This is a genomic window from Microcoleus sp. MON1_C5 (assembly GCF_036701875.1).
Taxonomy (GTDB): Bacteria; Cyanobacteriota; Cyanobacteriia; order Cyanobacteriales; family Microcoleaceae; genus Microcoleus.
In genome coordinates, this window is record NZ_JAUBRN010000100.1 from 1 (window position 1) to 13,745 (window position 13,745).

Here is a 13,745-nt window from a genome sequence, read left to right on the forward strand (position 1 = left end):
GTGAGGGTTCTCACCCAGTTCGACCGCTGCCAGGGGGTTTGAAAACTCTCGCGATCAAGCGTGAGGGGTAAGTTCCGATTAAAATTTTTTGAACTCACAACTCACAAAATTTATTTGTGAGGTAGGAACGGCCCCAAATCCGCTGGATTGTTGACGGCGCTGCGGTTGTAGATACTATCATCGCTTTTGCAAATGCGATCGATGCCGAAGACTGGCAAAAATTGCGATCGCACCTAGCCGGCGAAAGAGATATCGACTCTTCGGAGTTTTGAGGAATCAAACAACCTGTGGTAATTGTCAGCGACAATTCTGAAGTGCATCGTTATTCGCGGGGCAAATCGCAATGAAATCTCATTCACAACTGAAATGCGAGCTGATTTTCCCTAACTAAAAATTTCCTCCTACCTAGGAGTAAAAACTGCACTAGGGTAAGCAATCCGCTTGTGATTGAACTGTTCCCAAACCCGCACAAAAATCTCCGCAATTAGAGACATATCCTCCCGCGTTAAACCCGAATCCATCAACTGATTATCCTGCCAGCGAGCCCTCAAAATCCGATTAACCATATTCAAAGCCTCTTCATGAGTAGCATCCTTGAGCGATCGCAAAGCAGCCTCGCAAGAATCCGCCAGCATCAGAATCCCCGTTTCCCGCGACTGCGGAATCGGCCCATCGTAGCGAAAATCCTCCTCCCTCACTTGGCGACTTGCGATTGCTAACTTTGAATTATTCGCATCTGGCAAAGCAATCTTTAAATCTTCTATTTCTTTTGCAGCAATTTGCTGCGCTTGGTGGTAGAAATAAGCAATTAACATTGTACCTTGGTGCTCGGGAATAAACGCCTGAATTGCCTTCGGCAATCGATGCTTCCGCGCCATCACCAAGCCCTCGCTAACGTGCTTTTTAATAATCTCCGCGCTCGCCCAAGGGTCATTAATTTCATCGTGTTTGTTACCCCCGCCCATTTGATTTTCACAAAATCCGAGGGGGTCGTGCATTTTTCCAATATCGTGGTATAATGTCCCAGCTCTGACCAGCTCAACATTGCAGCCGAGTTCCCGAGCCGCAGCCTCCGCCAAACTCGCCACAAACAGCGTGTGCTGAAAAGTCCCCGGAGCCTCGGCAGCCAATTTCTTCAACAGCGGGCGGTTGGGATTGGCAAGTTCCGCCAGCCGAGTCGGCGTAATCAAGTCAAAAACGTGTTCCAAATAAGGGCTGATGCCGATCGCCACAACGCTCCAAGCCAAACCGGCCAAACTTTGCGCGCCCACAGTACCGAGCACGACGTACCAAATCGCACCGACAGCGGCGCTGGCAATCAAAGTCCCCACCAGATAAACCGTACCCTGAGTCAACCCAAGAGCCAAGCCCAAAAGAGCCAATTCCTCGCGCGATCGCAGCCGCCCGGCCATAAAAGCGCCCAGCAATCCCCCCGCCCCGCTAGCGACTAAATGAATCAACTCCACATTTAAGCCAACGGGCAGCAGCACCGACAGCAGCCCCACCACAGTCACTCCTACCGCCGAACCGTAGAAGCCGCCCGCTAAAATCCCGATCGCGGGCAAACTCGTCCAAGGCAGGCCCAAACTCACCAGCACAGGGGCGCTCAAAGTCAGCAGCAGCAATAGCAAATGATCTCTGCGGCGCAAGCGGTAGTGCCTTTCCACCAGCAGTACGATCGCAATTGCCCCCGCGACTAAACAAACAAAACCCGTCAGCCCCAGCCAATTCACCCCCCGCCGGCTTAAACCAAAATAGTCCAGCAACACGAAATCCTGCTGCGAGATCTCTTGTCCTTGTGCAACAATTATCTCGCCCCGATCGACTGCGATCATCACCGGTTTGACCTTTTGCGCCGCTAATTCAGCTAACTCTTTGGTTTCCTCCGGATCTCTCACCAGATTTGGCTGCAAAATGGCTGTTAAACCCTCAACCGCCAAAGCTTGGGACTCTAACGGCACTTCCTCAGCCACTTGCAACTTCACAGCTTCTTTCAAAATCTCCTTTGGCAACCCCTGCGGGATACCTTGAGCCACCATCCTTTTTGCCGCCCGACTCATACCGGTTTGGGTTTTCTGCCAAGCTGCATCCGACAAATCAAACAGCGAAGTATCGTAAATCTGTGGGAGCCCCAAAACCGATGGTTCTCCCAGCGCCTCCACAGCTTTGAGATAGCGGTGGCGAGCAGAGGAAATACTGTCTGTGAGGCTTTGAAACTCTGCTGCCCGGACCGATCGGCTGTAAGCTTGCAGTTGAGCGATAGCATCTTGCTGAGACTTGTTATCTGTTGCCGCAGCAATTGCGGGGGAATCCAAACTCAATCGCTCGGAAGTTGCACTTGTGTCACCCGCTTGCGCCACAATAGATCGCCACTCCCACTCCGGACAGCCCCGCAAGTAAACCTGAGCCGTATTTGAGAGCACCGAGGGACTCGCAAACGGAAACGGGCCTACCGCTTCCCGCAGCTCGCTTCCCTGCTGCAAAAATTGTTGTAATTCTCGATAAATTTGTCCGTCAACTGCTGGATCGAGCATTAATATCGCTACAGCTCCGATCCGCGCTGCTTTCCGCTGTTCTTCAGTAGTTTTGTAATCGGGGATGCTAGCACTAGCAGGAGCCTTAATCGTCTGAGGAGCTTTCGTCCCCACATCCAGTTTTGGCTGGTTGTAGAAGCGGTGGCCCAGAGTGCTGCTTAGGGAAACTACCGCTACGAGCGCCAACATAGGGGAACGAGCTTGATTTTTGAGGCTTGATTTGGACGTTTTACTTGTAAATCTAGTAGTAAAAGTCTCGGGAAGAAGCCATTTCTGGTGCGACAAACGGCTCAGGAGAGGCCCGCCAGCGCGTGAGGTATCTGCTTTGCTGCAGCCATTTTGCACTTTAGCAATGTGTTGGCGTAGTGAGCGCGCAGCCCCTAGCTGCTCAATCTGCCGCATCAATGAGGAGAGCGTATTCATTTGTGTCGAAGATATATCACTGTTATCCAGCAGCTTTGTCAGAATTTCTGACTATGCATCTTGATTGATTTTATCCGAACTACCCGGGCTGAATATTCAACCCTCCAGGCTACTTTGCCTGACTATCGCCAGCAGTTGGCTTTCCTAACGGTGGCCAACAACCCAAGCAGCTTCTTTGCTTCCCTTGTCCATCTTGAACAGAACTTGCGCGCGAGGGCTAAAAACCCCGTTTCTCCGTAGATTCTTCGTTTCCCAACCCCATATTCTCGTTTAAACCTGGCTTGTTGGGGCAGGCGCGTCCGATTTAATTTTTCACTTTTTAATCTTTAATTGTCGCTCTCCTTCCACTTTCGCTTTTGACTTGTTAATGGCTAATTGCTAATTTCTGGTTTCCCCTTACCGTTAAAAGCTCCAAACTTTATATTTTACGAGGTCTAATGACATAAGGTGCAGCCACCGCTCGGGCTAGCGCGGCGGAATCCAGTCCGGCATCTGGCCTGTAAACTCCCGCCCAAACAGCAAACAGGTTATTTGCTAACTCTACAATTTTTGCATCGCTGCCAGTTCCCCATAGCGAAGTTTCTCGGTCGTCGGCTAGCTGCTGGGATTTAACGTCAGGCGAAGATACCTGTCGCCATTCTACAGGAATCGCAGCAACGCCGTTATAGGCTCCCGACAAAGCTCCTGTCAAAGCGCAGGTGAGTTGTCCAGCTATGCCACAGCGGGCCGCCCGCACCACTGACAAGCGCAAGTCTTCTGGGGTGTTTAAGAAGCAGTAGAAAGCTAAGGTAATGGGAATGAAATTTCCTGGGTTAATTGACTCGGTTTGTAATTTTTTCTCGCCTTCGTCCTGTCTTTCTCGCAAAGCTGTGGCGCTTTTGCACAGGTGAGTGGTGGCTGTTTCTAAATCGGCTCCCTTTTCTAGTAGTATTTGCACTTGCAGCAGCAGCTCTGTTAAGGCATTATCTGTTTTCAGGTAAGCAAGTGTTTGCTCGATCGCTGTCGCCGGGTCAAGTCTTTCTTTGAGAGCTCGGGCGATCGTATATGCTACTGCTAAGATTGCTGTTTCCCATTCTGGCGGGTTTTCAGTGTGCCAAACCTCTATCGCCAGCATGATTTTTTCTCGCAGCTTGGCTTTATTTTCGTGAAAAAACATCGCGGATGGCAGCGCAGCAACGGCAGCTTCACCAGGGTTAAGCAGGGTTTGAAACTCACTGTTGCGGGGATGGTAAATTTCCGACTTGGCAAATGCTTCCCAAGTATCGCGCCAATCTTTTAAATCTAAACTTCTACACCGAATTAAACTTTGAGCGCACGCTACCGCAAGTCTCCCGGATTCGGATGAGTCTTTGGCACTGAGGATTTTGCTGTTGAGAGAATTCAACGCCAATGTTGCCCCACTTAAGGTCAATTGTTGGTGTTTCGTCAGTTGTAAAATTGGCTGCAAGTCTTCTGTTTGTGGGGGAATACCCACGAGTTGCCTCTGGTATTGCAGGCCTATAGAGTCTCCTAAAACTGCCCCCAGGATGGTTCCTTGAAACTTGCTCAACAGGGAATGCCGCATTTGAATTTAACTCAAGTTGTTAGTAATTGGTAATCGGTAATTTAGAATTCTTCCTGGTTTGCTTCTTTGCCTAACTCTTGTGATTAATTTGAATTCAACCCAAACATATAAGGGCTGGTTTTCTATCTAAAACCTGCCCTCATCCGATCGCTACAATCGGTAAATTTTTAATTTTTAATCAAGTAACTAACTAGAGCTTGCAACCCCAGCCGATAACTTTCTGAGCCAAAACCGCTGATTTGCCCGATCGCCACTGCTGCGATAAACGAGTGGTGGCGAAAAGCTTCCCGCCGGTAAATATTGCTCAGATGAACTTCTACCGCAGGGATATTCACCGCGGCGATCGCGTCTCTAATTGCCACACTCGTATGAGTATAAGCTCCAGCATTAATCAATAAGCCTTGGTGCTGCCCTAACATCGAGTGAATTGCATCCACCAAGACCCCTTCATGATTCGACTGCTGAATTGAGACTTGCACCTGGAGGGCTTGCGCTTCTCGTTCTAACAACTTGTTGATATCATTTAAAGTCGCAGAACCATAAACTCCAGGTTCTCGCTGACCCAATAGATTCAGATTAGGGCCGTGAAGTACCAGGATATTTAACAATTTTAAAATTTCCAGCGCAACAAAAACTATGAGAGTTTTGACATGGGATTTAGAACCAGTCTGCCACCTCAAACCTCAAACCTCAAACTTCTAATTCAGTCCCGACTACCTGCGATTTCTCGGTTGGTTGACAGGAATACGAATCGGCTCGAGTTCCGGTTCAGGTTCGGGACTCAGCAGTCCTTCTATCAGCTTGCGAACCCATTCTTTAATTTCTTCCAGCACCTTTTCAATGTCTTCCATTGAACGGATAGCTCCTTTTTTTATAGTCTAGATTGCTAAACCGACGGCTAAATATCTGAAAATAAGCAAGCACGACTTTGAAACCAAAGGTCAAACTTGCTTTCTCACTTGCTGGTTATTTTGAGCAATGGAGAGAGTCAGTATATTGGCCAATCAGTCCTATCTTATTATCATAACGAATCTTTACAGATAATCAATAGGCCAGCGGAATATTGCCGAACTATCTCGGAGTAGAGAGTGTTAAATAAAGCTTAAGCTTACGGTTGACTGTTGACAATTGACCAACCGTAGGATTTTTTCTACGCTTTTGCCAACAATAATTTACGGCGGAGCCGATCGAGCGCCGTACAGCTACTCAGATTCCGAATCCAATCGCGGCCTCTGGCATCGCCAAAGCGGTATTCAAAACTTTCTGCGGATCCGTGGGGCCCTGCTAAACCGACATAAACCAGTCCGACAGGTTTAGCGTCTGTGCCGCCTCCGGGCCCGGCGATGCCTGTAATGCTCAATCCCCAATTTGTATTGAGGCTGGCGCGAACTCCCGCAGCCATTTGTTTTGCCACTTGGTGGCTGACTGCCCCAAATTCCGCTAAATCTTGCGGATTAACACCTAATAATCCTTCCTTAACCCGATTGTCGTAAGAAATAATCCCGCCCAAAAAGTACCTCGAACTCCCGGCAACACCAGTCAGCATCGCTCCCAACCCGCCTCCCGTGCAGGATTCAGCCACGCTAAGAGTTTCGCCAGCCAACAGCAGCAATTTACCGACAGTCGAGGCGAGGGTATCGGTATCGGCACCGTAACAGTCTAGGCCAGCAATCTGCTGCAACTGTTGTTCGATCGGCTCAATCAAGTTTTTCGCAGCCACGGAGGACTCCGCGCGGGCCGAAATCCGCAGTTTGACTTCGCCGTGATTGGCGTAGGGAGCCACAGTAGGATTAGTTAAATTCAGAAAACTATCTACTTTTTCCGCCAATGCCGACTCAGCAATCCCCCAAAATTTCAATGTGCGGCTGTAAATAGTGGCCCTGCACCAGCCGCCATTTTTCAGGTAAGGAACGGCGGTTTCTTGCCACATCAAGTGCATTTCCGCCGGTACGCCGGGAAATGTCATTACTGTCACGTTAGAAACCGGCTGCCAAATAATCCCCGGTGCCGAACCGGTGCGGTTCGGCAGAATTTCCGCACTTTCTGGAATTAAAGCTTGTTTGCGATTGCTGGGACTCATGGTGCGTCCCCGCTGGGCAAATTTGTATTCTATATCGGCGATAATTTCCGGCTTTTCGATGAGAGGAACTCCAAAAAAATCGGCGATTGTTTCGACTGTCAGATCGTCGGGTGTGGGGCCCAGGCCTCCGGTGAAGAGCAAAAGCTGCGATCGGCTGACAGCGATTTCTAACACTTGTTTGATACGTTCTGGATTGTCCCCCACCACTGTTTGATAGTAGTGAGGGATTCCCAGACTCGCTAATTCTTTGGCTAAAAACTGGGCATTGCTATTAAGAATATCGCCTAACAGCAATTCAGTGCCAACACAAATAATTTCAGCAACCATTCAATTTTAGATTTTAGATTTTGGATTTTAGATTGGGGAATTGGGCATTGGTAATTGGGCATGGGGAATTGGGCATTGGGCATTGGGAATTATTTTTATTCCTTCTTCCTTCTTCCTTCTTCCTTCTTCCTTCACCTAGCGTGTCTCCAAACTTTCCAGCTAGCATATCCCAGCAAACTTGTTGCACCCATAGCGTAAATTACGCCGCTGGGAAGCGAAAAAGCTAGGGCTAAACTTCCCACCCACAGTGTCAGCGAGTAAATAAATAAAACCGCAAATCGATGGGATAGTCCGGCTTGTAGAAGTCGGTGGTGGAGGTGGCGCTTGTCAGCAATAAACGGTGACTTGCCGTTGCGAAGTCGATCGAGAATCACCGCCGACATATCTAAAATCGGTACAGCTAAAATTAAATATGGCAGCAACACAGAAGTAACAGCCGTAGTTTTAACTAACCCAATTACTCCCACTCCAGCGAGAGTAAACCCGATAAAATAAGCCCCGCCATCTCCCATAAAGATTTGAGCCGGATTGAAGTTGTAGCGCAGAAATCCCAAGGCCCCGCCAGCTAAAGCCGCTGCAATCAGGGCCGCCGCCGGTTGGTGCATCGCCAGACTGACAATCAGCATTACAACTGCTGCAATCCCTGAAACTCCGGCAGCTAAACCGTCCAAACCGTCAATCCAGTTGATGGCATTCGCCATGCCGACGAGCCAAATTACGGTAATTGGCAAACTCAGCCAGCCAATGTTAGTCAGTCCCAGGGAGGGAACTGTGAGAAACTCAATTTGTACGCCTGCCATCCAAACGATGCTGGATACGCCAATTTGCATGAGCAAGCGTTTTAAGGCTGAGAGCGAAAATAGGTCGTCTGCTAAACCGATGAGGAAGAATCCGATGCCGCCGAGGGTGACTCCCCAAATTTCGTATTCGTCTTTGGGATTGAGAACTTGTCCGCTAGCATCGATGAAGCCTCCTGAGAGCCAGACAAATAAGAGGGCAGTGATAGTGCCGAGAAAGATGGACACTCCTCCCAAGCGCACCATAGGGCGCTTGTGGACTTTTCGCTCGCCTGGCCGATCGACTCGCCCGCTTTTGAGACCAATTTTTTTGACTATTGGCGTACTCCAGAGGACGATGATCGCAGAAACCAGAAAAGCGAGTATGTGGTACAGATACTGGTACGGCATCTGAAATCAATTTTAAATAGTGCGGGGCAATTAGTCTGTCAGGCAGAGTCTACTACATTTCAGATGGCTTGTAACAAGGAAACATCTTGAAGAGCGACTGGGGGTTTGGGAGTCGGAGATTTGCCGCCATGGCAGTTGCCCTGGGGCGAATTGTCAGGTTTTTCATTCATAACTCTCGAATTAACGATTTCAAATATCGACTCTTTCGCGAGCAAAAAAGTCGATATTTGGCGAGCGGGCTCAGTTGAGCGGTATCTTTCACAACCGACAAATACCGTTAGTCAAACCAGCCCCGCCCGACAAATATCTTTACTAAAAACCGTATTGGCGATCGATATTTTTGGTGAAAACCGCTTGTCAATATCGCTACCGACAACTCTCAATCTTTTCCTGCTCTTTTACCCTTTTACCCGTACACTTCCAACTACCAATTCCCCATTGCCGATCAGGAAAATTAAGCTAATGCCGGCACTTTCAAGTACAAGTGGGGATATAAGGGGAAGCGATCGCACAGTGCTGCTACTCGACGCAGGCAGTCGGCGGCGACGCTTTCATCATCTGGATTTAGCAGGCGCTCGGCAATAATATTGCCAATCTCGGTAAATTCTGCTGTTCCCATTCCCCTGGTGGTCATCGCCGGCGAACCGAGTCTCAAACCGCTGGTGACAAAGGGCGATGCCGGATCGAAAGGCACCGTATTTTTATTAGCAGTAATATTCACACCGCTGACTAATTGGTCCGCTCGCTTGCCTGTCATGTTTACAGATCGCAAATCAACTAGCATTAAGTGATTGTCCGTGCCGCCGGAAACGAGTTTTAAACCCCGCTGCTGCAACTGTTCCGCTAAAGCGCGCGCATTTTCAATTACTTGACCGGAATAAGTTTTAAATTCAGGCTTTAAGGCTTCGCCGAAAGCTACTGCTTTGCCCGCAATGACGTGTTCTAAGGGCCCACCTTGAGTGCCGGGGAAAACTGCTTTGTCAAACTTTTTACCTAATTCCGGGTCATTAGTCATAATCAAGCCACCACGGGGGCCGCGCAGGGTTTTGTGAGTGGTGGTGGTGACTGCATGACAGTGGGGGAGGGGGTTGGGGTGATGCCCAGTGGCGACTAACCCGGCGATGTGGGCGATGTCGGCGAGCAGGTAGGCTCCGATTTCGTCGGCGATCGCTCTAAACTTCTCAAAGTCGATAATTCGCGAATATGCTGAATAGCCACAAATTAGCAATTTCGGTCGGTTTTCTTTGGCAAGTGCCAAAATTTCCTCATAGTCGAGCTGTTCTGTTTCTTGGCTGACGCCGTAGTGAAAAGCTTTGAACCATTTGCCGGATACGTTGACCGGCGAACCGTGGGTCAAGTGTCCGCCGTGGGACAAATCCATGCCCATAATTCCGTCTCCGGGTTCCAGCAAGCTCAAAAATACTGCAAAGTTGGCTTGAGCGCCCGAGTGGGGCTGGACGTTGGCGTGAGCGGCTCCAAAGAGCTGTTTGGCGCGATCGATCGCGATTTGCTCGATGCCGTCGATAAATTCGCAGCCGCCGTAGTACCGTTTCGCTGGCAGTCCTTCGGCGTATTTATTGGTCAGCACTGAGCCTTGAGCTGCCATTACGGCTGCGGAGGTAAAGTTTTCGCTGGCGATGAGTTCTAGGTGGTCTCGCTGCCGCTGGAGCTCTTGCCCGATTAAATCGGCAATCAGCGGATCGGTTTTGGAAAGGAATTCTAAGTTAGTGTCCGTCACAATAATCAACCTCTTGACAATTTTGGGATTGGGAATTGGGGATCTTATACCGTACTACGGATTTCGCACCATTGACATAAATATTACGTTGTGTTCAGGTTAAGCGGTTTGTCCCCAACTCCTGACATACAATGAAATTACTGGTGTGAAGCCTGCCGGAGGTATCAAATGTTAGTCATTTTAATGGAAAATCAGATGCTTGCCCCTCAGTGTGTTTGCCAAAGTTGTTTGCTGGCCGATCGCACTGGCCAACCGCGCTGGAGCGGTGGAGAGCTTCGCTGTGGCCATCCAGTTGCTAAACCTACGGAAAATTTGCCCGATCGGTACGAGTGTCAAATGGGCTTCGTCATTGCCAATATTAAATAAGAAAGCCTGCATGGTAGTTGAGGCTGCTCCCCGCTGAGTGAAAAGCAAGTTCCGGCAGAGTCGAAACACAAACCCTGCTGCTGCGTTATCCTGAGTTTAATGGAATTAATAGTTAATCGATCGACTCAGGAGAGTTCATTATGACTTGGCGCGGGTCTACAACTGTTCGAGACCGGATTTTTGCTTCTTTGCCTTATTTGCTCCCGTTGGTTGACGGGCTTGCCTTTGGCAGGTTTCTGTTTCAACAGTTTCCTGTCCTGCAACTGTTGTTGATACCGCTAGCTCCATTGATGCAAATTTATAGTTTGCCCTTTGCTAGCTTGATTATCTTCTTTGCTCTGTATTTAGGAGTAGTTAGAAACGAAAACATCAGTCACTTCATTCGTTTTAATGCGATGCAGGCAATTCTTTTAGACATTGTTTTGATGCTGTGCGGTCTGGTTTTGCCGATTTTTTCTAACGGCGTCCAAGTCGCATTTATTGCGGAGACTCTTTATAACATGGTGTTTTTGGGCGCTTTTGCTGCATTTGTCTATGCAGTGGTGCAGTCGCTCTTGGGACGCTATGCAGAGATTCCTCCGCTTTCGGATGCTGTTTATATGCAGGTACGTTAGTCAATTGGCAGTTGGCAGTTGGCAGTTGACAGTTGGCAGTTGACAGTTGGGAGTTGGCAGTTGTTAGTTGGTTATTATTTGTTGGTTCTAATGCCCAATGCCCAATGCCCAATGCCCAATGCCCAATAACTAATAACTAATAACCAATAACTACTGTATTTTCAAGACTGCCGATGCCTTCAATTTCGATGCGGACTCGATCGCCTATTTGTAGCGGCCCTACTCCTTGCGGAGTTCCAGTCAGTATCACATCGCCTGGAATTAGGGTCATTACTTGACTGATGTAGGAGACGAGAAAGTCTGGGGAAAATACCATGCGATCGATCTGGGATGACTGTACCGGTCGCTCGCTCTCATTGACAAAAGTCTGCAATTGTGCAGCAGGACTCAGTTCGCGGACAATCCAAGGCCCCAAGGGACAAAAAGTATCGAACCCTTTGGCCCTGGCCCACTGGTTGTCCCGCTTTTGCAAATCTCTAGCTGTTACGTCATTGGCGATAGTATAGCCCCAAATTTTGCTGTGTGCTTGTTCGGGAGTGCAGTTGGTACAATATTCGCCAATTACCAGGGCCAATTCTCCCTCGTAGTCTACCCTTTCCGACTGCTGCGGATAGCGAATCGCTGCGCCTGCGGGGATGACAGCACTCGGAGGCTTGAAAAACAGCAGGGGCTCAGCAGGTACTGGGGTTCCCATCTCGGCGGCGTGATCGACATAATTTTTGCCTACGGCTACAATTTTTGAGGGAGAGCACGGGGCGAGAATTTGGTAAGTATCTGGTGAAAGTTCCAAATCGGTTGGTTGTCCTTTTAACCAGGGCGGTGCATCAAATACTTGAACGCTGTGGCTGAGTTGCAGTAAACCGTAATGGATGTGTCCTTGTGTTGTTTTTACTCGAACGTAGCGCTGGGCCATAGTATTTTAGATTTTAGGTTTTAGATTCTAGATTCAAAAAGACTTGTGCAAGTCCTAAATAGAATATATATAAACATGGATCTAGGGATAATTTCTGAAAATTTATTGCTCGCTCGACCTTCTTGATTTTTGCTGTACGATTGTCCAATCGCTTTCCGTGCAAATTCCGTGCAGCGGTTTATCCCAAGAGTCAACTGGTAGTTGGGCGATCAAGGCAAATTCAAAGATAATGCCGATCGTAACTTTTGATTCCCACTCAGCTAAACTGAGCATTCTGTCGTAATAGCCGCCGCCGTAGCCCAAGCGATAGCCGCGAACATCGCAGCCTACTGAGGGTACGAGCATTAAATCTACTTCTGAGTGGTCTATTTTAGGAGCATCCGGCAGGGGTTCTAGTATGCCATAAGCTCCAGTATGTAAAACATCTCCGGGCTGCCAGATGTGCCAAGATAGCTCTTTGCCGACACAGCGGGGAAATCCCCATTTTTTAGGGGTGGGAATGGCATTTGTGGGACAGGCATCTTGCCTGTCTCCAAAATTGAGCAGCCAAGATGCCTCCTCCACAGAAGATGTAAATAGGGGACTTAAATCTGGTTCTTGGCGACAACTGAAGTAGGCGAGGATTGTTTTTGCTTGGGTGAATAGGGGCGAGTTTTGAAGGCGGTTGCAGAGGCGATCGCTCTTTTGTCTCCATTCTTGTGCTGATAGGGATTTGCGGGTGTGGAGGAGGGATTTTCTTAATTCTGTTTTAGTTAATGAAGGTTCAGCAGTATTCATATTTTCGATCGAATCTCTCGTTTGACTTCCACTCCGACAGGGGTTTTCAACCCCTGTCTCACAGCGAAAGTCCTCTAAAAGAGGACTACAATTAATTGCATTTTCATCACATTCTGTAGTCGGTTTTAACCGAGTTTAGCTTTGAGGCAGGGGTTTAAACCCCTGCCGGACTGTCGGAAAGTATCAACAAACTGGATTTGATATTACATATTGTCTCACCACAGGACAAACGCAGAATAGCGTTTCATTCTCCTGTTCTTCTATTTCAACGAACGATCGCCTCCCCAAAGATTGCAGCCCGTTGAATAACTCAGAGGGCGATAAATCGGCATCTTGTAGCAATTGCTCTATTGAAACTGGATTTACTTCGCGGCTGAGTCGGGAGATTAGCTTTTTCTCTAATTCTGACAAGCGATTTATCTGCCGTTGCAAGTTTAATGCCAATTCTTCCCCTAAGAATAGCCTATCATATTTTAAAAATTCTGCAACCCTACCTCGGAATATTTCCTGAATGGTGGTGGCGACTATTTTCAACCACAATGGATTGCCTCGGTAGGCGTTAATTAGGTTTTCCCATTTTTCGGGATTGAGTAACCTTTTATGTCGGAAAATTTCGGTAGCGGCTATATCTATGCCTTTGAGTTGCAAGGCGCGCACTGGTGAATTTTCACCTTTTAAGGCGGTAATTTCTCTGGGTGGTTCCCAACTGTTGAGGATTAAACAACTGTTGTGGGTTGTTTCTCCGATTGGTGTGAAGAGGATGCTGTAATTTTCGCATTCGGGGCGGTAATTTCCTGCTAGCTGTCCGCTGCTGAGAAGGGCTTGCACGTCGTCGAGGATAATGAGACAGCGGTTTTTTCGCAAATATTCCATTAACAGGGAAAGTCGATCGGGGATGCTGCTAGGGAGTTCGATTGCTGGGTTATTTAAGAGAAATTCTAGGAGAGTTTTTAGGGTGGTTTCTAAGGGTGGGGAGTGGCGGAGACTTCGCCAGATGACGCATTCAAAGTTATGCTGAATTTGTCTGATGAGGTGGAGGGAAAGTGCGGTTTTACCAATGCCGCTTATTCCTAATATTGCTGCAATGTTGCAATTTTCTTGGACGATGGATTTTTCGAGGGTGGCGAGTTCGGATGTGCGTGAAGCGTAATTGCTCAACTAGGGGAAAAAATGGAGCCATCAATAGAGAGAGCTTGTTGAATAGATTGATAAGCAGTTAAAC

13 protein-coding genes are annotated in these 13,745 nt (G+C 48.3%); 2 read left to right on the plus strand and 11 right to left on the minus strand.

Going from position 1 to position 13,745, the window contains the following annotated elements:
• Positions 1 to 110: 110 nt before the first annotated feature.
• The 8 genes from QUA71_RS27690 to glyA form a co-directional block, all read right to left on the minus strand.
• Positions 111 to 233: a hypothetical protein gene (locus tag QUA71_RS27690; protein WP_333290050.1), complete on the minus strand. Its 123-nt coding sequence runs from the start codon at positions 231 to 233 to the stop codon at positions 111 to 113.
• A gap of 168 nt (positions 234 to 401) precedes the next feature.
• Positions 402 to 2,957 carry an HDIG domain-containing metalloprotein gene (locus tag QUA71_RS27695; protein ID WP_333290052.1) on the minus strand — a complete coding sequence of 852 codons (2,556 nt, stop codon included), beginning with the start codon at positions 2,955 to 2,957 and terminating at the stop codon, positions 402 to 404.
• Positions 2,958 to 3,375: 418 nt separating this feature from the next.
• A complete protein-coding gene (locus QUA71_RS27700) occupies positions 3,376 to 4,521 on the minus strand; it encodes an ADP-ribosylglycohydrolase family protein (protein ID WP_333290054.1) in 1,146 nt (381 codons plus the stop codon).
• A 167-nt stretch (positions 4,522 to 4,688) separates the two neighbouring features.
• Positions 4,689 to 5,129: a type II 3-dehydroquinate dehydratase gene (aroQ, locus tag QUA71_RS27705; RefSeq protein WP_138920973.1), complete on the minus strand. Its 441-nt coding sequence runs from the start codon at positions 5,127 to 5,129 to the stop codon at positions 4,689 to 4,691.
• 105 nt (positions 5,130 to 5,234) lie between these two features.
• Positions 5,235 to 5,372: a hypothetical protein gene (locus QUA71_RS27710; RefSeq protein ID WP_190663116.1), complete on the minus strand. Its 138-nt coding sequence runs from the start codon at positions 5,370 to 5,372 to the stop codon at positions 5,235 to 5,237.
• Positions 5,373 to 5,671: 299 nt separating this feature from the next.
• Positions 5,672 to 6,928 carry a competence/damage-inducible protein A gene (locus tag QUA71_RS27715; protein ID WP_333290056.1) on the minus strand — a complete coding sequence of 419 codons (1,257 nt, stop codon included), beginning with the start codon at positions 6,926 to 6,928 and terminating at the stop codon, positions 5,672 to 5,674.
• A 131-nt stretch (positions 6,929 to 7,059) separates the two neighbouring features.
• Complete coding sequence (locus QUA71_RS27720; RefSeq protein ID WP_333290058.1) at positions 7,060 to 8,115, minus strand: MraY family glycosyltransferase; 1,056 nt, start codon at positions 8,113 to 8,115, stop codon at positions 7,060 to 7,062.
• Positions 8,116 to 8,569: 454 nt separating this feature from the next.
• Positions 8,570 to 9,853 (minus strand): serine hydroxymethyltransferase, encoded by a 1,284-nt coding sequence (gene glyA / locus QUA71_RS27725; protein WP_333290060.1) that lies wholly within the window; start codon positions 9,851 to 9,853, stop codon positions 8,570 to 8,572.
• A 168-nt stretch (positions 9,854 to 10,021) separates the two neighbouring features.
• Here glyA and QUA71_RS27730 point away from each other — a divergent pair, with 168 nt between their 5' ends.
• Together QUA71_RS27730 and QUA71_RS27735 are read left to right on the plus strand one after the other, a co-directional pair.
• Positions 10,022 to 10,219, plus strand: a complete 198-nt coding sequence (locus tag QUA71_RS27730; RefSeq protein WP_006631916.1) for a hypothetical protein — start codon at positions 10,022 to 10,024, stop codon at positions 10,217 to 10,219.
• Positions 10,220 to 10,359: 140 nt separating this feature from the next.
• Positions 10,360 to 10,833, plus strand: coding sequence for a Tic20 family protein (locus tag QUA71_RS27735; protein WP_190663120.1), 474 nt, complete (start codon positions 10,360 to 10,362; stop codon positions 10,831 to 10,833).
• A gap of 136 nt (positions 10,834 to 10,969) precedes the next feature.
• On the opposite strand, the gene QUA71_RS27740 is transcribed toward QUA71_RS27735, so the two are convergent.
• From QUA71_RS27740 to QUA71_RS27750, 3 genes are all read right to left on the minus strand, one after another.
• A complete protein-coding gene (locus QUA71_RS27740; RefSeq protein WP_333290062.1) occupies positions 10,970 to 11,746 on the minus strand; it encodes a fumarylacetoacetate hydrolase family protein in 777 nt (258 codons plus the stop codon).
• A 102-nt stretch (positions 11,747 to 11,848) separates the two neighbouring features.
• Complete coding sequence (locus tag QUA71_RS27745) at positions 11,849 to 12,523, minus strand: 5-formyltetrahydrofolate cyclo-ligase (RefSeq protein ID WP_333290064.1); 675 nt, start codon at positions 12,521 to 12,523, stop codon at positions 11,849 to 11,851.
• A gap of 183 nt (positions 12,524 to 12,706) precedes the next feature.
• The gene (locus tag QUA71_RS27750) at positions 12,707 to 13,681 is read right to left on the minus strand and encodes an NB-ARC domain-containing protein (protein ID WP_333290065.1); all 975 of its coding nucleotides are present in this window, start codon (positions 13,679 to 13,681) and stop codon (positions 12,707 to 12,709) included.
• Positions 13,682 to 13,745 lie beyond the last annotated feature (64 nt).

Coding starts and splice junctions, on each gene's coding strand:
- QUA71_RS27695 (WP_333290052.1), bottom strand. CDS start 2,957: ATGAATACGCTCTCCTCATTGATGCGGCAGATTGAGCAGCTAGGGGCT.
- QUA71_RS27700 (WP_333290054.1), bottom strand. CDS start 4,521: ATGCGGCATTCCCTGTTGAGCAAGTTTCAAGGAACCATCCTGGGGGCA.
- QUA71_RS27710 (WP_190663116.1), bottom strand. CDS start 5,372: ATGGAAGACATTGAAAAGGTGCTGGAAGAAATTAAAGAATGGGTTCGC.
- QUA71_RS27715 (WP_333290056.1), bottom strand. CDS start 6,928: ATGGTTGCTGAAATTATTTGTGTTGGCACTGAATTGCTGTTAGGCGAT.
- QUA71_RS27720 (WP_333290058.1), bottom strand. CDS start 8,115: ATGCCGTACCAGTATCTGTACCACATACTCGCTTTTCTGGTTTCTGCG.
- QUA71_RS27730 (WP_006631916.1), top strand. CDS start 10,022: ATGTTAGTCATTTTAATGGAAAATCAGATGCTTGCCCCTCAGTGTGTT.
- QUA71_RS27735 (WP_190663120.1), top strand. CDS start 10,360: ATGACTTGGCGCGGGTCTACAACTGTTCGAGACCGGATTTTTGCTTCT.
- QUA71_RS27740 (WP_333290062.1), bottom strand. CDS start 11,746: ATGGCCCAGCGCTACGTTCGAGTAAAAACAACACAAGGACACATCCAT.
- QUA71_RS27745 (WP_333290064.1), bottom strand. CDS start 12,523: ATGAATACTGCTGAACCTTCATTAACTAAAACAGAATTAAGAAAATCC.